The following is a 21,119-nucleotide window of genomic DNA, read 5'->3' on the forward strand; positions in this document are numbered from 1 at the left end:
TTTAGCACAAGGGGGCAGAATCGCTTGGTTTTAGGGGGCAGCTTACACTGGATTTTCCAAATACTTCATCTTTTATCTTTTTTCTTAAACAATATTCCAAACCATACAAAGCTGCATAATCTCCCAAGCTAGAAACTACCACAGATACTTTTGCACTCGGAGTCCAGGCAAACTTTGACACCCGTTCCTCGATATAAGGCACTATCACTTTATGGCTATTCATGATTCCCCCTCCAAGTATCACCACTTCAGGATCATAAGCATGAATAAAATTTATAACAGCAGCTCCCCATATTTCAATGCATTCATTTCGTACCAATAACGCGTCTCTATTTCCTTGTTCCGCCAATTGGAAGATTTCTTTAAAATCATAATTCTGAGATGACATTTTAAACGAAGGAGACAGGCAAGCATGATCCTTTATAATTTTATGAAGGAAGAATGAAGAGGACAAAGCCTCCACACACCCCTTGTTTCCACAAGAGCATAACCTTCCTTTGTAGTCTACTACAAAATGGCCACCCAACGAACCTGCTTGAAAGTGCTTTCCATACATTACCTCACCATTCATAATGACTCCCGATCCTATGCCCGTACCAATAGTCATCATAACAACGCTATCATATCCTCTGCCGCTCCCATATTGCCATTCTCCAATTGCTGCAAGCCGTGCGTCATTATCAATGTAAAAGGGGGCTCCCCAATGTTCATCCGCCCATCTATCCAAATCAAGCTCCACTCCATCATCATATTTTTCATTCGTAGATATAATAATGCTTTTTTTATTATTTACTAGCCCTGGAAAAGCTATACCCACTCCAAAGAGGCGCTTCACACCATTTGAATTTAGCAGGAAATCAATTGCATTTTCAATCTCCGGCAAACTTGCTGTCATATCCAAATCTTGACGAGAAGGCATTTTTACATAGTCTACCAGTTCTCCATTGCGTAAGAGACCGACTTTTGTAATGGTTCCTCCCAAATCTACAGCTATGATATACTTCATATTCATATTTCTATCAATTGGGGATTGCCATTCACACACTGTAAAGATGCAGAAAACCCGTTCTCCAAAATCACTTGATAATCATGTCCTGCGTCCGAAGGCCAACAAGCAGCGAATGACAGAACAGAATATCCTATATTTGCCACACGATGGGCCACCCCTCCAGGTATATAATGAAGACTACCCGGAAACATCCGCTCACTCCAAACCCTTCGGTTCTGATCCATCATAATCAATCTGCCTTCACCTTCCACTCCCCAATAGTACTCCCCACGATTCATATTGGCATGAAAATGTCCTTTGGTCATGAAATACTCATCACCAACCTTACCTGGATAAATTCTCGTGATTCCGAAATAGAGTCCCCCTGGCGTTCCTTCTTCAACCGGCAGATGACAAGTCACCTCATACAATAAAGTATCAGGAGACATCTGTTCATAAGCCTCACAATTATGAAAAACACCTCGTAAATCAGCCAAAGTCTTCAAACTCCTCTTCACATTTTCACCGATCAAAGAATCCTTTATAAAGAGCAAAGGCGACTCATTTGTTCTCTTATCATTCATCAGCATCATACTTTTAAAATCTTATATTGCAAAAGTACGCTGATATGGAACTCGCTCTTTCCTCTATATTTTCCGATAATTATGGTATTTTACCATTATTCGCAGCAAATGGATAAAACCTTGCAAAAAAAGTAGAAAACCAAGGCTCTAACCACCAAATATTCAATGATAAAATAGTAGAATCAAATGGCTTGTTTAGCCTTTACTCCAAACTGCTTTTGGAACTGCGACGGGGACATTCCTGTCACTTTTTTAAATTGGGATATAAAATTAGATAAGTTAGGGAATCCGACTTCCCCACTGATAGTAGAAATCTTCATTTTGTTTTCCAGTAATAGTTTTTTCGAATAACCGATACGCATTTCGTTCAGATATTCTACAAAGGTTTTCTTGGTCCTCTCCTTGAAATAACGGCAAAAAGCTGTCGGGGTCAATCCAACCAAAGTCGAAACTTCTTCCAACCTAATGGAAGTCGCAAAGTTCTTGACGAGAAACTTGTATACCTTATTAAATCTCTCAAAATCTTCTGAATTTACAGAATTCGTAAATCCCACTGAGGCCAGTAACTCATACTCAGTCGATGTGGCCATCAGCTCAAGAAGTGTTAAAAGATTCGTTACCTTCCGAACCCCTACATCATTCACCGAACTCCTTATAAACCGGGTTATCTCTAATTTCGATTTTCCGGTAAACTTCAGTCCACGCCGTGATCTCTCTATCAAATCACGAATATTATTCATTTCTGGTAATCTGATAAAATTCGGATCAAATATCTCACGTTTAAAGAACAGACAGATACACGTAGCACGCAAACCAGACTCCTTATCAAAATAAGCATCATCATTACGCCATTCATGAGGGAGATTAGGGCCAATCATACATACATCCCCCTCCTCATACTGTTCTATGCAATCCCCAACAAAACGGGTTCCTATACCTCTAGTTATATACATTATCTCTATGGCCGGATGATAATGCCAAGGTACAATGAAGTGCGGCAAGTCTTCTATATAATAATGTATATGACTGTCTATTGGGAATGGCAGATCTTGGTAAAGTGGTTTCATAGTCATCTAAGTCAATAATCACCGTTAATTATAAAAGCGAATATAGATAATTATTTTATCAAAGCAAGCTATTGTATGTTAAAACTCATAGTAACATCAAAATATAAATATCAATCTTATACTCAAACAAACAAATGATATCTTTTGTATCTTTGTCCCCGCATTTTCACAACCACATAAAATTATAATGAAAACAATAGTAAATGTTCCCTCCCGACAGAACACCATGCGCGAACTGCGGGATTATCTGATGATTGCCCTGGGTATGGTCTTATATGGTATCGGCTGGACAGTCTTCCTGCTTCCCAACGATATTACTACCGGTGGCGTACCGGGCATTGCATCCATCGTATATTTTGCCACTGGATTTCCCGTCCAATATACGTACTTCGCCATCAATTTTCTGCTTCTATTGCTTGCCCTACGTGTGTTGGGATGGAAGTTCAGCGTAAAGACAATCTTTGCCGTATTCACCCTGACCTTTTTCCTTTCCATTATCCAGAAACTGACCGAGGGTGTTGTCCTCCTGCACGACCAGCCTTTCATGGCTTGTGTCATCGGTGCCTCCTTCTGCGGTAGCGGCATCGGCATCGCCTTTTCCAACAACGGCAGTACTGGCGGCACGGACATCATTGCCGCCGTAATCAACAAGTACCGCGACATCACGCTGGGCAGAGTCATGTTGATATGTGACCTTATCATCATCTCGTCCAGTTACTTTGTTCTAAAAGATTGGGAAAAGGTGGTGTATGGCTACGTTACTCTATACATATGCAGCTTCGTGCTCGACCAAGTGGTGAACAGTGCCCGCCAGTCCGTACAATTCTTTATTATCAGCGATAAATATGAGGAGATAGCCAAGCACATCCAGGTATATCCTCACAGAGGTGCAACGGTCATCAACGCCTCGGGCTTCTATACGGGAAAAGAGATAAAAATGCTGTTCGTGCTGGCCAAGAAGCGGGAGTCCACCATCATTTTCCGGCTCATAAAAGACATAGACCCCAATGCCTTTGTATCACAAAGTGCAGTCATCGGAGTCTATGGAGAGGGATTCGACAGAATCAAAGTGAAGTAGAGGATTTCTCGAACTTCCCTTGATTCCAAGTATAAACAATAGGACGGCGGACAAACGGTTTCAGTTTCTCCGCCGCTTCTTTACCCATGTAATCGGTCGTGGTAAAAGTGAATGCCAACGTGGCATCCTTCGCAGAAAGGTCCGCTTTCATCAGCAGCATGTCGGCCTGGCGACGGGCATCCTGATACTCATAGACATCCACCGTATCCGCGGCCTCAGCGATAAAATCATCCAGAACGGGCAATGCCGGCAGGTAGGACGAAGCAACCAGCTCCTTCCAGTCTGTCGTATAGAACTTGACATGGCTGTCGCAAGCCGGAGCACAAACCGTAGATACCACACAAACCACTTTCGTGCTGTCGTTGACAGGCAAGAGCTTCATCTGCCACGAGCTCTGGGGCGTCATCTTCACATGTATATAGTCTGGAGAAAGTTCCGTCATTTCCGATTTACCACCAAAGCTGTTGGTCACCTCAGCTTTCATCTTACTTTCCAGAAAGTCTATAAAATCCGCACGGTTCACGGCGCTAAGCAACGGACATATAGAATCCGGCATATTCTTAAAACACGTCTTGGCTTCCTGGGCCTGCAAATACCCCCATCCGATGAAAGCCAAAATCAAAAAAGCACTCAGTTTTCTTATCATAACATTTTAATCATTTCTTCAAGGAAACGGGCATCTGTTTCATCAAAACCGCCCAAATCGTCACTGTCAATATCCAATACTCCCCACACTTCACCGTCCTCACGCTTCAGCGGAACCACGATCTCCGAACGCGACAGCGAGCTGCAGGCTATATGTCCGGGAAATGCATCCACATCGGGCACAACCAACGTCTCGGCTCTATCCCATGCCGTGCCGCAAACACCACGGCCTTTCCTGATGCGCGTACAAGCTATCGGTCCCTGGAAAGGTCCTAACACCAATTCTTCACCCTTCACCAAATAGAAGCCTACCCAAAAGAAATGGAAAGTCTCTTTCAGCGCCGCCGAAACATTCGCCAGATTGGCTATCAAGTCATCTTCACCTGCCAGCAGATTTTTCAGTTGAGGAAGCAAAGCGCGATATTTCTCTGTCTTGCTACCAGCATTTATATATAGGTCTTCTGCCATATATCTCTTGTTTATTTACTCCCCAAATATAGGAAGAACATTCCAATCAACACCAAAATGAGGTCGACAGCCTTGCTTTTTAAATTCTTTTCACGGAAGAAAAGCGCACCGAAAAGGAAGGAAACAACAACGCTTCCACGACGCACCATCGAAACGATGGAAATCATAGAGTCCTCATAGCTCAGGGCATAAAAATAGACAAAGTCTGCCGCACAAAGGAAAATGGAGATACAGATAATGGTCCAGTCCCAACGAAACGGGGTACTTTCTTTTCGCTTGGGGTACCACAACAGCAGGATGATGGGGCACATGATAAAGACTTGGTAGACATTATACCACGACTGCACCAGCATCGGGTTGAGCTGCTTCATCAGATATTTGTCATACAGCCCGCTGACAGCTCCGGCAACGGCAGCCAGCACGATGAAAAGAATCCATTTGTTATGCTTGAAGTCGATTCCCTCTTTCTTGCCCGAACGGCTCAGCATGAAGAAGGACACTATGGCAAGCAGCACGCCAATCCATTGATAAAGGTTCAAGCGTTCGCCAAACACAACCATGGCACCTACAAGCACCATTACGGGACGCGTCGCATTAATCGGTCCCACGATGGTCAGCGGCAGATGCTTCATCCCGAAATAACCGAATATCCAGGAAGAGAGCACGATAAACGACTTGACAATAATGAACTTATGCACCTCCCACCCCACCACGGGAACATCAAACATCGTACCTCCCAACACCGACGGCGCAAAGGCAGATACCAGAATGAAAGGAAGAAATATCAGGCTCGAGAACAGCGTGTTCAGGAAAAGCACCGGCAGTACGGCATTGTCACGAAGCGACTTCTTCTTGAAGACATCGTAAAATCCCAATAAGGCAGCAGAGAGGAAAGCAAGTAATAACCACATAGAGTCAATTAAAAATTAAGAATTAAAAATTAAAGGGAGGGGCCTACGTTTTTGTAGTACATCCCTCTTTTATTCTAGAAAAGTAGTTTCCGGATAGGCTACGTCCACCAGAAACAATGCATTTCCGGGAACGGAAGTTCCTGCCTGGCAACGGTCCGTCTGTTCGACGACGCGTCGGAAACCTTCAACAGAAAGTTTTCCGCGACCCACTTCGAGCAGAGTGCCGACAATGGCACGTACCATGTTCCGCAGGAACCGGTCGGCCTGGATGGTGAATACCCAAGTCACATCGTCTACCCGGGTCCAGGCGGCATGCATAATCTTGCAATTATTGGTTTTGACATCCGTATGGAGTTTGCTGAAGCTGGTAAAGTCCGTATAGTCAAACAAGGTTTGGGCAGCCTCATTCATCCGCTCAAAGTCCGGCGTTTGGAACAGACGGCAGCGATATTGGCGGTTGAAAGGAGACTTGGCGGTAGTGACATAATATTTATACATACGCGCCGTAGCATCAAAGCGGGCATGTGCATCGGACTTCACGGCCCGCAAGCGGTATACGGAAATATCGGGAGGAAGCAGACGATTCAGCTTATCCGTCATAAAAACAGTGTCCAGAGGAGAATCACTGTCAAAGTGAGCTACCATCAGTGAGGCATGCACCCCGGCATCGGTACGCCCCGCTCCCACGACTTCCACCTCACGACGCAGCAAGGTACTCAGCGCCTTCATCAAACACTCCTGCACACTCACTCCATTCGGCTGGATTTGCCAGCCGTGATAAGCAGTGCCATCATAAGCCAGGTATATAAAATATCGTTGCACGGTCTTTTTTGTGTGCAAAGATAGTGCAAACTTAAGAAGGTTTGAATTATCTTTGCAAGGTTTTCACCACAGATTACACAGATTAACGCAGATTTTTCACAGACATAGTACATTTATAAGATGAGATATTCTTCCAGAATCCTACCTATACTGATAATTGTCGCAGCTGCCGCAACATTCACCTTTGCCGGCTGCAAGAAGAAAGACATGTCGCTCAAGTTGAACGAACCGCGCAACATTCGGGGCGTTGTCAGCTACAAACGCTCGTTCGGAGACTTGAATGAGAAACATCTCAATGTAGCCCAAGCCATCGGCATACGTGTACTTTCATCCCGCGAGGAAGCAGAAAAGATGAGAGAGCAACTGCAACCTATCACGACAAACGAGCTCTATGCCGTGGATTCACTGACGCATTCCATCCCTTATCTCATTCCGGGCGCCGCCAGCCTGCTGGACACCATCGGACACAACTTCCTTGATTCACTGACCGCCAAGGGGCTGAATCCAAACAAGATAATTGTGACTTCCGTACTCCGCACCCAAGACGACGTAAAACGCCTGCGCCGCCGTAACGGCAATGCTTCTCCAAACTCGGCACATTTTTACGGAACGACATTCGATGTCAGTTGGAAGCGCTTTCAGAAAATAGAAGACGAGGATGGACGTCCTTTGCAGGATGTCAGCGCAGATACCTTAAAACTGGTTCTTTCGGAAGTGCTCCGTGACCTGCGGAAAGCCGATAAATGCTACATCAAGTACGAGTTGAAGCAAGGATGCTTCCACATTACGACAAGAGAGAAATAAGCGGAAAAGAATTAGCGTTAATAGTATTTTTCAATCCCGCCAAACCCTATTATTATTTTGTTCTCTTTCGTTTTACAGATAAAGTTATTTAATCGCCTTTCAAATTCTTCCGGTCGTTTCCTCGCCGCTTCAATGTATGCGATTCGGATACGTTTATAGGGGTCAGAGAAACTCTGATAATTCTTCCATATTCTTTCATCCTCTTTCAATCTGTCGATTATATCATTTGGAAAAACAAAAGGAACCGACAAGACAGTTCGTATTTTATCCTCAAATTCAAGATGTATCATTTTATGCTCCAGCAACCATTTCAACCTTTCTTTGTTGGCTTGCGAATAGGTACTTTTAGGATTCCTGGGCGTGAAACGCTGAATTTTATGTTCTTTGTCAAGTGACTTTATCGTGCTGTCAATCCACCCGAAACAAAGGGCCTCTTCAACAGCGTCATTATATACAATACTTTTCTCGCTTGAAGATTTAGTAGGAAACACAAACCAGACTCCATCGGCAGTATCGAAATTGTCAGCCAGCCACTTCCGCCAATCTTTTCTGTTTTCAAAATATCTTATTTCTGTTGACATGACAAGCCATCCAAATTACACTTCTCTCCTTATTCTTCCAGCATCTTCCACGCTAGCGGCAGGCAGGCAACTATATCCCCCACCGTCATCCCCACTGCCCCCTGCTTCTTGCAGGCAACATCTCCCGCCAGTCCGTGCACATACGTGGCCAGGCAGGCAGCCTTCTCCGGCTCATAGCCTTGGGCAAGCAAGGCAAGCACCACTCCGGTCAGCACATCACCGCTGCCTCCCGTTGCCATACCCGGATTGCCGGTAGGGTTGAAAAAACATTTCCCGGCAGGAGTGACAATGGCAGAATAAGCGCCTTTCAAGATGATGTGCACTCCGGCGCTCTTCGCCAGCTCACGAGCCTTCATCAGGCGCTCGTACGAATTCTGGCATTTGCCTACAAGACGCTCCAGCTCCTTGGGGTGCGGAGTCAGAATACTCCCTTTGGGCAGACGCCCTATATAGTTACGCTTCTCGCCCAGCAAGTTCAGGGCATCAGCATCCACCACCATCGGAGTCTGGCATGTCTCTATCTGCTCCAGCAGAGCCGCCTCGGTCTCCGCCGCCTTTCCCAGTCCCGGGCCTATCGCCACGGCCTGGTAATCGTCCGTATCGGTAGCGGCGGCAAAGCAGGTGTCGCTGATATCCAGCTCCGTCATGGCTTCGGGCACGGAAGTCTGCACAATGAAGTTGTTGCAGAACGGCACATGTACCGTCAGCAGCCCCACACCTGAACGCAGACACGCACGCGCAGCCAGCACCGAGGCCCCCGCCATCCCCTGCGAACCGGCTATCAGCAGTGCGCGGCCGAAGTTCCCCTTATGGGCAAACCGGCTGCGCGGCTTCAGCAGGGCAGACACGTCTTCATGCTCCAGCAAGCGGAAGTCCGTTTCCATGTCATGGATGGCATCCTCGCTGAGCCCGATGTCCAGCAACTGCCATTCGCCCACATACGGCTCGTTCTCGGCAAAGAGAAATGCCAGTTTCGGCAGTTGCAGGCTCAGCGTCAGATGGGCACGGACGATATTCGTATGTACGTTGTAGGTGTTGTCCTCACCCATCAGTCCCGATGGGATATCGATGGACACCACCGTGGCGGGCGAAGCGTTGATGTACTTCACTACGGCTGCAAAACCGCCGCTCAGAGCCTTGTTCAGACCGCTGCCGAAGAGGCCGTCTATCACCACATGGTCTGCCGTCAGCACGGGAGGTACAAACTGGGTGGTCACTTCGTGGAAGTCCACACCCGGCACGTCGGCCAGCCGCTCCTTGTTCGTCTCGCAGTCCGGCGAAAGCGTCCCTTTCGTATTGAAGAGATACACCTCGAGCCGGTAGCCCTTCCCGGCCAGCAGTCGCGCCAGGGCAAGCGCATCGCCACCGTTGTTCCCCGGTCCGGCAAAAACGGTGAGCGGCGTGTCCGGCTCCCAACGCTCGGCAATGGCACGGGCCAATGCGCGTGAGGCACGTTCCATCAAGTCGATGGAGGCAATCGGTTCATTCTCTATGGTATCTGCATCCAGTTGCTTGATGCTTGTAGTAGGAAATATCTTCATAATAGGATTATCTTAAAATCGTAGAGCAAAGATAGGGCTTTGATTTCAACTGTACAAAGAGAAGACGTTTTTTATCAAGTTGCTTTGCCCCCCGGGAAAAAATATCTGCTCCGTAAGGAAAAGTTGTCTTCAATGCAAAGGATTCTTAGAACAAAGCCTTTATTCTTAGAAACAAAAGCTCTATTTCTATAAACAAAAGCTTTATTTACAGAAACAGAAATTCTGTTTTAAGTTTGCGTAGGCTTACGGATAAGTTTGCACAAGCTTGTCGGCAAGTTCCCGCAGGCTTGTCGGCAAGTTTCTAATTATACCCATTAACTTACGCAAAATAATGACTAATTTTGTACCCTCAACATATAATAAAAGCCAAAACAATAAAAGCATATTCAATGAGTACATCCCGACACCCGAAAGGTCTTTACCTTATCTTCGCCACCAGCACGGCAGAGCGTTTCAGCTACTACGGCATGCGTGCCATCTTCATTCTGTTCCTCACCCAGGCACTCCTTTTCGACAAGGAGCACGCCGCCTCCATCTACGGCAGCTACACCGGACTGGTGTACCTGACGCCCTTAATCGGAGGCTACATCGCCGACAAATACTGGGGCATCCGCCGTTCCGTCTTCTGGGGGGCCATGATGATGGCAGTCGGCCAGTTCCTGATGTTTGCCAGCGCCTCGATGCTGGAGGCGCGTGAGCTTTCGCATTGGCTGATGTACGGCGGACTGACTTTCCTTATATTGGGCAACGGCTGCTTCAAGCCCACCGTCTCCTCCCTGGTGGGGCAGCTCTACGAGCCGGGTGACAAACGGCTGGATTCCGCCTACACCATCTTCTATATGGGTGTCAACGTGGGTTCCTTCCTCGCCCCGCTGGTCTGCGGCTATTTTGGCGAGACGGGCAACCCTCACGACTTCCGATGGGGCTTCCTCATTGCCGCCATCGTCACCGTGCTGACGGTCGTCCTCTTCGAAACCCAGAAAAACAAGTACCTCATCGGCCCCGATGGCAAGCCCCTCGGCATTATCCCCGACGCCCGCAAGGAGCGGTCCCAGGCAGACAACACCGCCCGGAAGAGTGCCCACGCCAACGGACGGCCCATGCGCAACTACCTGCTGCTCGCCCTGCTCGCCATCGCGCTTGCCGGTTTCTTCTACTGGTGTTTCGGGAGCGATTGGATAAGCATCGGCATCTTCACCGCCTGCATCGTGTTTCCCGTCAGCATCCTGCTGGAAGGCTCACTCACCAAGACGGAGCGCGACCGCATCTTCGTCATCTACATCATCGCCTTCTTCGTCATTTTCTTCTGGGCGGCCTACGAGCAGGCAGGCGCCTCGCTCACGCTTTTCGCCTCCGAGCAGACCGACCGCGTCATCCTGGGGTGGGAAATGCCCGCCTCCTGGATTCAGTCCTTCAACCCCTTCTTTGTGGTGATACTTGCCGCCATCATGCCGGGCGTATGGGGCGCCCTGGGCAAACGGGGCATGGAGCCCGCCTCGCCCACCAAGCAAGCCATCGGCTTGCTACTGCTTTCACTGGGCTATCTCGTCATCTGCTTTGGGGTGAAAGATGTTCAGCCGGGCATCAAGGTGAGTCTCATCTGGCTGACGGGGCTCTACTTCATCCATACCATGGGCGAAATCTGCCTCTCGCCCATCGGGCTCTCCATGGTGAACAAGCTCACGCCCATCCGCTTCGCCTCGCTGATGATGGGGATATGGTACCTCTCCACCGCCACTGCCAATAAGTTTGCAGGCACGCTGAGCGGGCTCTACCCCGAAGCCGGAAAGGTAAAGACGCTACTGGGCTATCGCATCGAGACGATGTACGATTTCTTCATGGTGTTCGTCGTCATGTCTGCCACGGCATCGCTTATCCTCTTCCTGCTTTCAAAGAAATTACAGAAGATGATGCATGGAGTGGAATAAAAATCGTATTTTTGCGGCAACTTTCTAAAAACATCCCATCTATGGATACCATACAAATAAAAGACAAGATGTTCACAGTCTCCATCAAGGAGCAGGACATACTGAAAGAAGTAACCCGTGTAGCGAACGAAATCAACCGCGACCTGGCAGGAAAGAATCCTCTATTCCTCAGCGTACTGAACGGTTCGTTCATGTTTACCGCCGATTTGCTGAAACGAATCACGATTCCCTGCGAAATTTCGTTTGTCAAATTGGCATCTTATCAAGGAGTATCCTCTACCGGGGTAATTAAGGAAGTAATAGGCATCAATGAAGACCTCACAGACCGTACAGTGGTCATTGTAGAGGACATAGTAGATACGGGACTCACCATGCAACGCTTACTGGACACCCTCGGCACTCGCGGTCCCAGGGAGATTCATATTGCCTCCCTACTGGTGAAACCTGATAAGCTGAAAGTTGATTTAAACATAGAATATGTGGCCATGAATATTCCGAACGACTTCATCGTGGGCTACGGGTTGGATTATGACGGCTTCGGGCGCAACTATCCCGACATTTATACTGTAGTAGACTGATACAGACATAATATAGTAAATCATTAAATAATAACTAAGCAAATGTTGAACATTGTAATTTTTGGTGCTCCCGGTTCAGGTAAGGGAACACAAAGTGAAAAGATTGTAGAAAAGTATGGCATCAACCACATCTCTACCGGAGACGTGCTCCGTGCTGAAATGAAAAACGGTACAGAACTGGGCAAGACTGCTAAAGGTTATATCGACCAGGGCCAGTTGATTCCCGATGAGTTGATGATTGATATTCTGGCAAGCGTATTCGACAGCTTCAAGGATAGCAAAGGCGTGATTTTCGACGGCTTCCCCAGAACAATCGCCCAGGCTGAAGCATTAAAGAAGATGCTCGCCGAACGCGGACAGGAAGTCAGCGTGATGCTCGACCTCGACGTGCCCGAAGAAGAACTGATGAAGCGCCTCATCAAGCGCGGACAAGAATCAGGACGTGCAGACGACAATGAAGAGACAATCAAGAAGCGTCTGGTGGTTTACCACTCACAGACAGCTCCGCTGATTGACTGGTACAAGCAGGACGGCAAATACCAACACATCCAGGGCTTCGGCGTATTGGAAGAAATCTTTGCCGATGTTTGCAAGGCTATTGACGCAGTGAAATAACAATAAAACAGAATATGGCTGAATCGAATTTTGTTGACTACGTAAAAATATATTGCCGCTCCGGAAAGGGCGGACGAGGTTCTACGCATATGCGGCGTGAGAAATACATACCCAACGGAGGCCCCGACGGAGGTGACGGAGGACGAGGAGGCCATGTCATCTTGCGCGGTAACCGCAACTACTGGACGCTGCTCCATCTGAAGTACGACCGCCACATCCTGGCAGGACACGGAGAATCCGGCTCCAAGAACCGGAGCTTCGGAAAAGACGGAGCGGACAAGGTGATTGAAGTGCCCTGCGGCACGGTGGTGTACAACGCCGAAACGGGTGAATATATCTGCGACGTCACCGAGCACGAACAAGAAGTCATCTTGCTGAAAGGTGGACGCGGAGGTCTAGGCAACTGGCACTTCAAAACCGCCACACGCCAGGCTCCCCGCTTTGCACAACCGGGCGAACCGATGCAGGAGTTGACGGTAATCATGGAACTGAAGCTGCTGGCAGACGTCGGTCTGGTAGGTTTCCCCAATGCAGGAAAATCCACTTTACTGGCATCCGTTTCTGCGGCGAAGCCCAAAATCGCCAATTATCCGTTTACAACGCTGGAACCCAATCTGGGCATCGTGTCCTATCGCGACAGCAAATCGTTTGTGATGGCGGACATTCCCGGCATCATCGAAGGAGCCAGTGCCGGCAAAGGCTTAGGATTGCGTTTCCTGCGCCACATCGAGCGCAACTCATTGTTGCTGTTCATGGTGCCTGCCGACAGTGACGACATCCGTAAGGAATACGAAATCCTGTTGAACGAGCTTCGCACTTTCAACCCCGAAATGCTGGACAAACAGAGAGTGCTTGCCGTCACCAAATGCGACATGCTCGACCAGGAACTGATGGACGAGATAGAGCCGACACTGCCCGAAGGGATTCCGCATATATTCATCTCTGCTGTCTCCGGCATGGGCATCTCTACGCTGAAAGACATCCTTTGGGAAGAGCTGAACAAGGAAAGTAATAAGATAGAAGGCAAAGTGGACAGCATTGCCCATCGCGCCAAAGACCTCAGCCACCTGCAGGAAGAATTGAAAGAAGAGGGTGAGGACGAGGACCTCAGCTATGAATACGTCAATGACGACGAGGACATAGAGGACCTCGAGGACTTTGAATACGAAGAAGATTGGGAGGAAGATAAAAAATGATTCCTCTTACAGAAGATAGGAAAATGTTGGGATATGAGCTGCTTGCCTCATATCCCGGCATTTCTTGTTTTGTAACCACCCGCCACGGTGGATGCAGCCAAGGTAACTATGCCTCCCTCAACTGTACACCTTACACGGGAGACGAAGCCGAAGCTGTACGCCGCAACCAGGAAATAGTATGTTCTTCCCTGCCCCAACGCCCCCAAGAACTGGTCATCCCGTTTCAGACCCACGGGACAAAGGCACTTGTCATTGACGGAACTTATCTGCATGCAACAGCAGAAGAACGCCACTCCATGTTGCAGGGCATTGATGCACTGATAACCCGTGAACCGGGCTGCTGCATCTGCATCTCTACGGCAGACTGCATTCCCATCCTGCTCTACGACCGGAAGAATGCCGTGATAGCCGCTGTTCATGCCGGATGGCGCGGCACTGTGAATTACATCCTCGGCCACACACTCGACAAGATGCGTGCCCGCTATGGCACAGAGGGCAAAGAAGTGATAGCCTGCATCGGCCCCGGCATCTCCCTTTCCGCCTTCGAGGTAGGCGACGAAGTCTATGAAGCATTCCGCAAGAACGGTTTCCAGATGGATTACATCTCCGAATGGAAACCCGCCACCCACAAATACCATATCGACCTATGGGCTGCCAACCGACTGCAACTACTGGACTTCGGAGTACCTTCCGCACAAGTGGAGACAGCCAATATATGTACTTTTACCCAATATGAAGAGTTTTTCTCGGCACGCCGGATGGGTATCAAATCCGGAAGGATATTGTCGGGAATCATGTTAACCCATTCAAACGGATTGCATTAATGTATCATATCACACTTTCTAAAGAAATCAAGCAGAATTGCCCCGAATTCCGCGGTGCAGCCGTATTTGCCGAAGTGACAAATACCCCATATTGCGAAGGGTTGTGGCAGGAAATCGCAACTTTCACCCAAGAGCTAAGAGCCCGTGAAACCACGGACAGCATCAAGTACCAACCCGTCATTGCCGCCACCCGCGAAGCCTACAAACGTTGCGGCAAGGACCCCAGCCGCTACCGTCCCTCGGCCGAAGCACTGAGACGGCGACTGCTGCGCGGATTGGAACTCTATCAGATAGATACGTTGGTAGACCTTATCAACCTTGTCTCCCTACGTACGGGCCACTCTATCGGCGGATTTGATGCCGACGAGATACAAGGGACCGACCTTGAGCTGGGCATAGGACGTGCCGAGGAATTGTTCGAGGGTATAGGCCGCGGCATGCTGAACATAGAAGGGCTGCCCGTCTACCGCGACCGTATAGGCGGTATCGGTACCCCGACCAGCGACCACGAACGCACCAAGATGAAACTTGAAACCCGCCATATCCTTGCCATTGTCAACGGCTACAACGGGCAGGAAGGTCTGAAAGAAGCAGCCGAAATGATATTGGAACTGTTGGAGAAATATGCTTCCTCTACCAGTGGGACTATACAATATTTTGAATAAATGAGAATCCGTATTCTTGTCCCTCTCCTGCTCATAGCCCTTGGTGCCACGGCACAAGGGAAGAAAACGGTCTTTTCCACCATGGAAACCAACCATATCCGCGTTGCCACTCCGGGACTGTTTTCGCAAAGAGAACTGATAGAGCTACCTTTGGAGGACATTCCGGACACGGAATACTCCTTTCCCCTGCCTGGAGGAAAAGTCATCTCCCCTTACGGACGGGGGCGGGGACGCCACAGTGGCATAGACATCAAGACCTACGCCAAAGACACCATACGGAGTGCCTTCAACGGCGTAGTACGGATGTCCAAGCCTTATAGCGCCTACGGCAATGTCGTCGTCGTACGCCATGACTTCGGACTGGAAACGATATACAGCCACAACTTCAAAAACCTTGTACATTGTGGCGACACAGTCAAAGCCGGACAGCCCATCGCACTGACCGGACGCACCGGACGCGCCTCTACTGAGCATCTGCACTTCGAGACACGCGTCAACGGGCAGCACTTCGACCCCAATATTATCTTCAACATGAAGGAACAGACGCTGAACCGACAACGTATCGGATGCTCAAAAAAAGGAAACGGCATCGTCGTGCAACAATTACCGACAATCTACCCGAAGCCACTGCAAAAAAAATACCCAATGGAACTGTTTAAGTATCCAAACGTTTCACTACATTTGCAGAACGTTTCACTAAAAGAACGAATTGAACTTTAAAACATATCAATGATAGAAAAACTGATTGTTCTTGAAGATATTGACCCGGTAATATTTTATGGCGTAAACAACGCCAACATGCAGCTGATAAAGGCCTTGTATCCCAAGCTTCGCATCGTTGCCCGCGGCAATGTCATCAAAGTATTGGGTGATGAGGAGGAAATGTGTGCATTCGAGGAGAACATTACCAAGCTGGAGAAATACTGTGCCGAATACAACTCTTTGAAAGAAGAGGTCATTATAGACATCATCAAAGGCAATGCCCCGCAAGCGGAAAAATCGGGCAATGTCATTGTATTCAGCGTAACCGGAAAGCCGATTATCCCGCGCAGCGAGAACCAGCTGAAGCTGGTAGAGGCATTTGCCAAGAATGACATGCTGTTTGCCATCGGTCCCGCCGGTTCAGGAAAGACCTATACAGCCATCGCGCTTGCCGTGCGGGCACTAAAGAATAAGGAGATAAAGAAAATCATCCTCAGCCGCCCTGCCGTAGAAGCCGGAGAAAAGCTCGGTTTCCTGCCCGGCGACATGAAGGACAAGATAGACCCGTATCTGCAACCACTCTATGACGCCCTGCAGGACATGATACCTGCCGCCAAGCTGAAAGAGTATATGGAGCTGAACATCATCCAGATTGCCCCCCTCGCCTTTATGCGCGGACGCACACTGAACGATGCCGTCGTCATTCTGGATGAAGCGCAGAACACGACCACCCAGCAAATCAAGATGTTCCTCACCCGCATGGGCATGAACACCAAGATGATTGTCACGGGAGACATGACGCAGATTGACTTGCCTTCTTCCCAGACTTCCGGTCTGGTGCAGGCACTGAAGATTCTGAAAGGCGTAAAAGGCATCAGTTTCGTGGAGCTGAACAAGAAAGACATCGTACGCCATAAGTTGGTAACTCAGATTGTGGAGGCCTACGAGAAGTTCGACAAGGAAGCGAAAGCGGAGCGTGAACGACGCAAAGCCGAACAAGCCGATAGTAAGATTGAACAGAAACAGTAAATTCTCAAAATCGTAAATATTACAAAGATGAAAGCATTAACAGCAACTGAATTTAACTTTCCCGGACAGAAAAGCGTGTACCACGGAAAAGTTCGTGATGTGTACAACATCAATGGTGAAAAGTTGGTCATGGTAGCTACCGACCGCATCTCAGCCTTTGACGTAGTATTGCCGAAAGGTATTCCCTTCAAAGGACAAATGTTGAACCAGATTGCAGCAAAATTCCTGGATGCCACAACCGACATCTGCCCCAACTGGAAAATGGCTACACCCGATCCGATGGTGACGGTAGGTGTGATGTGTGAAGGATTCCCCGTAGAAATGATTGTACGCGGTTACCTCTGTGGCAGCGCATGGCGTGCCTACAAGAGCGGTGTACGTGAAATCTGCGGCGTGAAGTTGCCCGAAGGGATGAAGGAAAACCAGAAATTCCCTGAACCCATCATCACCCCGACCACTAAAGCCGAGATTGGCGAACACGATGCCGACATCTCCAAAGAAGAAATCCTGGCACAAGGTCTTGCCACACCCGAAGAATATGCCGTATTGGAGCAATACACCATGGCCCTCTTCAAACGCGGTACCGAGATTGCAGCGGAACGCGGATTGATTCTGGTAGACACCAAATACGAATTCGGCAAGCACGACGGCAAGATTTACCTGATGGACGAAATCCATACGCCCGACTCCAGCCGCTACTTCTACTCCGAAGGCTACGAAGAACGTTTTGCCAACGGCGAACCGCAAAAGCAACTCTCCAAGGAGTTTGTACGCGAATGGCTGATGGACAACGGTTTCCAAGGCAAGGAAGGACAGCAGGTACCGGAAATGACCGACGAAATCGTTACTTCAATCAGCGAACGTTACATCGAACTGTACGAACACATCACCGGCGAGAAGTTTGTAAAGGAAGATACCAGCAACATTGCCGAACGCATTGAAAAGAATGTAACCGAATATTTAAAGTAAATGGACTATCCCCAAGAACACATCAAGCCCTACGGTAATGACGGCAAGAAGAGCGAACAAGTGGAAGAAATGTTCGACAACATCGCTCCTGCCTACGACAAGCTGAATCACACCCTATCCATGGGCATCGACCGCAGCTGGCGTAGGAAAGCAATCAAGTACCTACGTCCTTTCCGCCCCCGGCGTATTATGGACGTAGCTACCGGCACCGGCGATTTCGCCATCCTTGCATGCCGCGAACTGCAACCCGATAGCCTGATTGGCACCGACATCTCGGAAGGCATGATGAACGTGGGACGTGAAAAAGTAAAGCAGGCGCACCTCTCGAACAAGATTTCATTTGTCCGGGAGGACTGCACCTCCCTCTCGTTTGCCGACGAAAGCTTCGACGCCGTGACCGTAGCGTTCGGCATCCGCAACTTCGAAGGGCTGGACAAGGGACTGTCCGAGATGTGCCGCGTACTAAAGACCGGCGGACATCTCGTCATACTGGAGCTCTCCACACCAGACCGCTTCCCGATGAAACAGTTGTTCACCATCTACTCCAAAGTTGTCATCCCCCTGCTCGGTAAATGTATTTCGAAAGACAACAGCGCCTACACCTATCTACCGGAAAGTATTCGCGCCTTCCCGCAGGGAGAAGTGATGCAGGAGGTAATCCGCAAGGCAGGCTTCAGCGAAGTGCACTTCAAGCGGCTGACTTTCGGGATATGTACACTTTATGTGGCAACTAAATAAAAAGAAGAAACTTATATAAAAAAGAGACCTTATGAAAGCTACACACACCCTCTATTTATTATTTATTTCCCTCCTTTGCGTTGCCGGTTTCACAGCTTGCGATGATTCGGGAAGTGATGATATGATATGGGATTTTGCTCCTATCGAACTGCATATCGCAGTACAAGATGCTCAAGGTAATGATTTGTTGAATCCTGAAACTCCCGGCAACATTGCCAAGCAAGGAATCAAGGCAATCTATAATGGAAAAATATATGAAAAGGACGTTCCAATAAGCCAAACCAAAGCTTACCTTGCACACTTCAACGGTCTGCAAACAATGAAATTTGAAACTGGCAAATACTTTCTCACTTTTGGAGAATTCAATGGCGACGATACATTCGATAACGAAAAAGTGATAATAGACTGGAACGATGGTACTCAAGACGTCATCACCTTCTCTAGCAAACTGATCTGGAAATCAAAAAATAAACCCGTATTCGACAGAAAGTTCTGTTTGAACGGAAAAGATAACGGATTGCAATTCGGAGGTTTTGTTATCATCAAAGAACCGGTAATCACCTCCTCAACTACTTCCGACCAATAATGTACTCCATAAACAAACGAATATAGTTCAATCAATAACTAAAATATTATGCAGAAATACGGTTTAATAGGTTACCCGTTGAAACATTCCTTTTCTATCGGATATTTCAATGAGAAATTCAAGGCAGAAAATATTGATGCAGAATATGTAAATTTCGAAATTCCACGTATCGAGGATTTCATGGAAGTTATCGAGGAAAATCCCAACCTCTGTGGACTGAATGTGACTATCCCTTACAAGGAGCAAGTCATCCCCTACCTGGACGAACTGGACAAAGACACAGCCAAGATAGGCGCCGTCAATGTCATTAAGATTATCCGCCTTTCCAAAGGCAAAGTGAAACTGGTTGGCTACAACTCCGACATCATAGGATTTACACAATCCATAGAACCACTTTTGCAACCACAACACAAGAAAGCCCTGATTTTGGGTACCGGCGGTGCATCGAAAGCCGTATATCGCGGGCTGGAGAACCTGGGTATAAAAAGTACCTTCGTATCACGCGCCAAGAAAGAGGATAAATACCTCACATACGAAGAACTGACACCGGAAATCATGCAAGAGTACACAGTGATTGTCAACTGTACCCCAGTAGGCATGTATCCCAAAGTGGATTTCTGTCCCAATATTCCTTACGAACTACTGACTCCCAACCATTTGCTCTATGATTTGTTATATAATCCAAACGAAACCCTTTTCATGAAGAAAGGCCAGGCACAAGGAGCCGTCACTAAGAACGGTCTGGAAATGTTACTGCTGCAAGCCTTTGCTGCATGGGAAATTTGGAATAAATAATGAAGAAAACCATAAAATATTCGATTCTCGGTCTGGCTGCCCTCTGCACCGTAGTACTGTGCGGAGGGTACTATATGCTGGGGCATGCTCTGAAACCCGAAGGCCTTATCACACGCAGTCGCAACATTGCCGAATCCTACAACTTCATGTTCGAGCAATATCCCGAACTGCAACCGTGGGTAGACAGTTTGGTGACCGTAGGAGCATTGAAGGACTTCTACATTGAGAACGACCATGGAGAGACGCTGCATGCGCTCTATGTTGCCGCTGCCCGCCCTACCGACAAAACGGCAGTCATCGTACATGGATATACGGACAACGCCGTGCGCATGCTGATGATAGGTTATTTGTACAGCAAGGAGATGGGCTTCAATATCCTGCTGCCCGACCTTTACGGACACGGGATGAGCGAAGGAAACCATGTACAGATGGGCTGGAAAGACCGGCTCGACGTGTTGCAATGGACCGAAACCGCCGATGAGCTTTTCGGACGCAGCCATACGGACAGCATAGCGTCCCGCAGTACAAAGATGGTAGTACACGGCATCTCCATGGGAGCCGCCACCACCATGATGGTATCCGGCGAAGTGGAACACGGACAATACCAACAGCCATTCATCAAGTGTTTTGTGGAAGACTGCGGTTACACAAGCGTATGGGATGAGTTTCGCGGGGAGTTGAAAGAACAGTTCGGACTGCCCTCTTTCCCCCTACTGCATACTGCAAGCTGGCTTTGCCGGCAGGAGTACGGATGGGATTTCCGCGAAGCTTCTGCCCTGGAGCAAGTAAAGAAATGTACTTTGCCGATGCTCTTCATCCACGGTGATGCCGACACCTTTGTACCGACGTGGATGGTTTATCCCCTCTATGAAGCCAAGCCCGAACCCAAAGAATTATGGATTGTACCCGGTGCCACACATGCCATGTCTTACAAGGATTATCCGCAGGAATACACCGAGCATGTAAAGAAATTCGTAGGGAAATACATACATTGACGTGATTTTT

The 21,119-nt window shown here is 48.3% G+C and carries 24 protein-coding genes; 15 read left to right on the forward strand and 9 right to left on the reverse strand.

Annotated features, from left to right (window positions below; translation table 11 throughout):
* Position 1: 1 nt before the first annotated feature.
* The 3 genes from DWX62_RS07890 to DWX62_RS07900 form a co-directional block, all read right to left on the reverse strand.
* A complete protein-coding gene (locus DWX62_RS07890) occupies positions 2-1,012 on the reverse strand; it encodes an ROK family protein (RefSeq protein WP_120172696.1) in 1,011 nt (336 codons plus the stop codon).
* Positions 1,009-1,572 carry a glucose-6-phosphate isomerase family protein gene (locus DWX62_RS07895; RefSeq protein WP_009037083.1) on the reverse strand — a complete coding sequence of 188 codons (564 nt, stop codon included), beginning with the start codon at positions 1,570-1,572 and terminating at the stop codon, positions 1,009-1,011. Before DWX62_RS07895 ends, DWX62_RS07890 begins: the two co-directional genes overlap by 4 nt.
* A 182-nt stretch (positions 1,573-1,754) precedes the next feature.
* Positions 1,755-2,639 carry an AraC family transcriptional regulator gene (locus tag DWX62_RS07900; RefSeq protein WP_009037084.1) on the reverse strand — a complete coding sequence of 295 codons (885 nt, stop codon included), beginning with the start codon at positions 2,637-2,639 and terminating at the stop codon, positions 1,755-1,757.
* A 187-nt stretch (positions 2,640-2,826) separates the two neighbouring features.
* On the opposite strand from DWX62_RS07900, the gene DWX62_RS07905 reads away from it, so the two are divergent.
* Positions 2,827-3,717 carry a YitT family protein gene (locus DWX62_RS07905; RefSeq protein WP_005823655.1) on the forward strand — a complete coding sequence of 297 codons (891 nt, stop codon included), beginning with the start codon at positions 2,827-2,829 and terminating at the stop codon, positions 3,715-3,717.
* Here the strand turns inward: DWX62_RS07905 and DWX62_RS07910 are convergent.
* The 4 genes from DWX62_RS07910 to truA form a co-directional block, all read right to left on the reverse strand.
* On the reverse strand, positions 3,704-4,363 hold the full coding sequence (locus DWX62_RS07910) for a DUF3256 family protein (protein ID WP_120172697.1): 660 nt from the start codon (positions 4,361-4,363) through the stop codon (positions 3,704-3,706). The genes DWX62_RS07905 and DWX62_RS07910 overlap by 14 nt on opposite strands.
* The gene (locus DWX62_RS07915; RefSeq protein ID WP_005823659.1) at positions 4,360-4,830 is read right to left on the reverse strand and encodes a GAF domain-containing protein; all 471 of its coding nucleotides are present in this window, start codon (positions 4,828-4,830) and stop codon (positions 4,360-4,362) included. The genes DWX62_RS07910 and DWX62_RS07915 overlap by 4 nt, the downstream gene beginning before the upstream one ends.
* An 11-nt stretch (positions 4,831-4,841) precedes the next feature.
* The gene (locus DWX62_RS07920) at positions 4,842-5,741 is read right to left on the reverse strand and encodes a DMT family transporter (protein WP_087332973.1); all 900 of its coding nucleotides are present in this window, start codon (positions 5,739-5,741) and stop codon (positions 4,842-4,844) included.
* Positions 5,742-5,810: 69 nt separating this feature from the next.
* On the reverse strand, positions 5,811-6,563 hold the full coding sequence (gene truA / locus DWX62_RS07925) for a tRNA pseudouridine(38-40) synthase TruA (RefSeq protein WP_120172758.1): 753 nt from the start codon (positions 6,561-6,563) through the stop codon (positions 5,811-5,813).
* A gap of 120 nt (positions 6,564-6,683) precedes the next feature.
* Between truA and DWX62_RS07930 the strand changes: the two genes are divergently transcribed.
* The gene (locus DWX62_RS07930; protein ID WP_005823664.1) at positions 6,684-7,367 is read left to right on the forward strand and encodes a DUF5715 family protein; all 684 of its coding nucleotides are present in this window, start codon (positions 6,684-6,686) and stop codon (positions 7,365-7,367) included.
* A 17-nt stretch (positions 7,368-7,384) separates the two neighbouring features.
* Here DWX62_RS07930 and DWX62_RS07935 read toward each other — a convergent pair whose 3' ends face one another.
* Positions 7,385-7,948: a YdeI/OmpD-associated family protein gene (locus tag DWX62_RS07935; RefSeq protein ID WP_005823665.1), complete on the reverse strand. Its 564-nt coding sequence runs from the start codon at positions 7,946-7,948 to the stop codon at positions 7,385-7,387.
* Positions 7,949-7,977: 29 nt separating this feature from the next.
* A complete protein-coding gene (locus DWX62_RS07940; protein WP_120172698.1) occupies positions 7,978-9,489 on the reverse strand; it encodes an NAD(P)H-hydrate dehydratase in 1,512 nt (503 codons plus the stop codon).
* 389 nt (positions 9,490-9,878) lie between these two features.
* Here DWX62_RS07940 and DWX62_RS07945 point away from each other — a divergent pair, with 389 nt between their 5' ends.
* From DWX62_RS07945 to DWX62_RS08005, 13 genes are read left to right on the forward strand one after another with little or no spacing between them, the layout of a single operon-like run.
* Positions 9,879-11,417, forward strand: coding sequence for a peptide MFS transporter (locus tag DWX62_RS07945; RefSeq protein WP_120172699.1), 1,539 nt, complete (start codon positions 9,879-9,881; stop codon positions 11,415-11,417).
* 41 nt (positions 11,418-11,458) lie between these two features.
* Positions 11,459-11,995, forward strand: a complete 537-nt coding sequence (gene hpt, locus DWX62_RS07950) for a hypoxanthine phosphoribosyltransferase (RefSeq protein ID WP_005823670.1) — start codon at positions 11,459-11,461, stop codon at positions 11,993-11,995.
* A gap of 42 nt (positions 11,996-12,037) precedes the next feature.
* A complete protein-coding gene (locus DWX62_RS07955; protein WP_005823672.1) occupies positions 12,038-12,610 on the forward strand; it encodes an adenylate kinase in 573 nt (190 codons plus the stop codon).
* Positions 12,611-12,624: 14 nt separating this feature from the next.
* Complete coding sequence (obgE, locus tag DWX62_RS07960; RefSeq protein WP_005823673.1) at positions 12,625-13,806, forward strand: GTPase ObgE; 1,182 nt, start codon at positions 12,625-12,627, stop codon at positions 13,804-13,806.
* On the forward strand, positions 13,803-14,630 hold the full coding sequence (pgeF, locus tag DWX62_RS07965; protein WP_009037100.1) for a peptidoglycan editing factor PgeF: 828 nt from the start codon (positions 13,803-13,805) through the stop codon (positions 14,628-14,630). The genes obgE and pgeF overlap by 4 nt, the downstream gene beginning before the upstream one ends.
* Complete coding sequence (locus DWX62_RS07970; protein WP_005823677.1) at positions 14,630-15,295, forward strand: phenylalanine--tRNA ligase beta subunit-related protein; 666 nt, start codon at positions 14,630-14,632, stop codon at positions 15,293-15,295. The genes pgeF and DWX62_RS07970 overlap by 1 nt, the downstream gene beginning before the upstream one ends.
* Positions 15,296-16,015, forward strand: a complete 720-nt coding sequence (locus DWX62_RS07975; RefSeq protein WP_005823679.1) for a M23 family metallopeptidase — start codon at positions 15,296-15,298, stop codon at positions 16,013-16,015. It abuts the gene before it with no gap.
* Between the two features lie 9 nt (positions 16,016-16,024).
* On the forward strand, positions 16,025-17,026 hold the full coding sequence (locus tag DWX62_RS07980; protein ID WP_005823681.1) for a PhoH family protein: 1,002 nt from the start codon (positions 16,025-16,027) through the stop codon (positions 17,024-17,026).
* Between the two features lie 27 nt (positions 17,027-17,053).
* The gene (locus DWX62_RS07985; RefSeq protein ID WP_005823683.1) at positions 17,054-17,995 is read left to right on the forward strand and encodes a phosphoribosylaminoimidazolesuccinocarboxamide synthase; all 942 of its coding nucleotides are present in this window, start codon (positions 17,054-17,056) and stop codon (positions 17,993-17,995) included.
* Entirely contained in the window at positions 17,996-18,733 is a 738-nt protein-coding gene (gene ubiE, locus DWX62_RS07990; protein WP_005823685.1) for a bifunctional demethylmenaquinone methyltransferase/2-methoxy-6-polyprenyl-1,4-benzoquinol methylase UbiE, read from the forward strand. It abuts the gene before it with no gap.
* Between the two features lie 31 nt (positions 18,734-18,764).
* The gene (locus DWX62_RS07995; RefSeq protein ID WP_016272588.1) at positions 18,765-19,319 is read left to right on the forward strand and encodes a hypothetical protein; all 555 of its coding nucleotides are present in this window, start codon (positions 18,765-18,767) and stop codon (positions 19,317-19,319) included.
* Between the two features lie 48 nt (positions 19,320-19,367).
* Complete coding sequence (locus DWX62_RS08000) at positions 19,368-20,114, forward strand: shikimate dehydrogenase (protein ID WP_117588964.1); 747 nt, start codon at positions 19,368-19,370, stop codon at positions 20,112-20,114.
* A complete protein-coding gene (locus DWX62_RS08005; RefSeq protein ID WP_120172700.1) occupies positions 20,114-21,109 on the forward strand; it encodes an alpha/beta fold hydrolase in 996 nt (331 codons plus the stop codon). Before DWX62_RS08000 ends, DWX62_RS08005 begins: the two co-directional genes overlap by 1 nt.
* Positions 21,110-21,119: the final 10 nt, after the last annotated feature.

The sequence above is a fragment of the Bacteroides sp. AF20-13LB genome, assembly GCF_003603065.1.
Lineage (GTDB): Bacteria > Bacteroidota > Bacteroidia > Bacteroidales > Bacteroidaceae > Bacteroides > Bacteroides uniformis.

Coding starts and splice junctions, on each gene's coding strand:
- DWX62_RS07890 (WP_120172696.1), bottom strand. CDS start 1,012: ATGAATATGAAGTATATCATAGCTGTAGATTTGGGAGGAACCATTACA.
- DWX62_RS07895 (WP_009037083.1), bottom strand. CDS start 1,572: ATGAATGATAAGAGAACAAATGAGTCGCCTTTGCTCTTTATAAAGGAT.
- DWX62_RS07900 (WP_009037084.1), bottom strand. CDS start 2,639: ATGAAACCACTTTACCAAGATCTGCCATTCCCAATAGACAGTCATATA.
- DWX62_RS07905 (WP_005823655.1), top strand. CDS start 2,827: ATGAAAACAATAGTAAATGTTCCCTCCCGACAGAACACCATGCGCGAA.
- DWX62_RS07910 (WP_120172697.1), bottom strand. CDS start 4,363: ATGATAAGAAAACTGAGTGCTTTTTTGATTTTGGCTTTCATCGGATGG.
- DWX62_RS07915 (WP_005823659.1), bottom strand. CDS start 4,830: ATGGCAGAAGACCTATATATAAATGCTGGTAGCAAGACAGAGAAATAT.
- DWX62_RS07920 (WP_087332973.1), bottom strand. CDS start 5,741: ATGTGGTTATTACTTGCTTTCCTCTCTGCTGCCTTATTGGGATTTTAC.
- DWX62_RS07930 (WP_005823664.1), top strand. CDS start 6,684: ATGAGATATTCTTCCAGAATCCTACCTATACTGATAATTGTCGCAGCT.
- DWX62_RS07935 (WP_005823665.1), bottom strand. CDS start 7,948: ATGTCAACAGAAATAAGATATTTTGAAAACAGAAAAGATTGGCGGAAG.
- DWX62_RS07940 (WP_120172698.1), bottom strand. CDS start 9,489: ATGAAGATATTTCCTACTACAAGCATCAAGCAACTGGATGCAGATACC.
- DWX62_RS07945 (WP_120172699.1), top strand. CDS start 9,879: ATGAGTACATCCCGACACCCGAAAGGTCTTTACCTTATCTTCGCCACC.
- hpt (WP_005823670.1), top strand. CDS start 11,459: ATGGATACCATACAAATAAAAGACAAGATGTTCACAGTCTCCATCAAG.
- DWX62_RS07955 (WP_005823672.1), top strand. CDS start 12,038: ATGTTGAACATTGTAATTTTTGGTGCTCCCGGTTCAGGTAAGGGAACA.
- obgE (WP_005823673.1), top strand. CDS start 12,625: ATGGCTGAATCGAATTTTGTTGACTACGTAAAAATATATTGCCGCTCC.
- pgeF (WP_009037100.1), top strand. CDS start 13,803: ATGATTCCTCTTACAGAAGATAGGAAAATGTTGGGATATGAGCTGCTT.
- DWX62_RS07970 (WP_005823677.1), top strand. CDS start 14,630: ATGTATCATATCACACTTTCTAAAGAAATCAAGCAGAATTGCCCCGAA.
- DWX62_RS07975 (WP_005823679.1), top strand. CDS start 15,296: ATGAGAATCCGTATTCTTGTCCCTCTCCTGCTCATAGCCCTTGGTGCC.
- DWX62_RS07980 (WP_005823681.1), top strand. CDS start 16,025: ATGATAGAAAAACTGATTGTTCTTGAAGATATTGACCCGGTAATATTT.
- DWX62_RS07985 (WP_005823683.1), top strand. CDS start 17,054: ATGAAAGCATTAACAGCAACTGAATTTAACTTTCCCGGACAGAAAAGC.
- ubiE (WP_005823685.1), top strand. CDS start 17,996: ATGGACTATCCCCAAGAACACATCAAGCCCTACGGTAATGACGGCAAG.
- DWX62_RS07995 (WP_016272588.1), top strand. CDS start 18,765: ATGAAAGCTACACACACCCTCTATTTATTATTTATTTCCCTCCTTTGC.
- DWX62_RS08000 (WP_117588964.1), top strand. CDS start 19,368: ATGCAGAAATACGGTTTAATAGGTTACCCGTTGAAACATTCCTTTTCT.
- DWX62_RS08005 (WP_120172700.1), top strand. CDS start 20,114: ATGAAGAAAACCATAAAATATTCGATTCTCGGTCTGGCTGCCCTCTGC.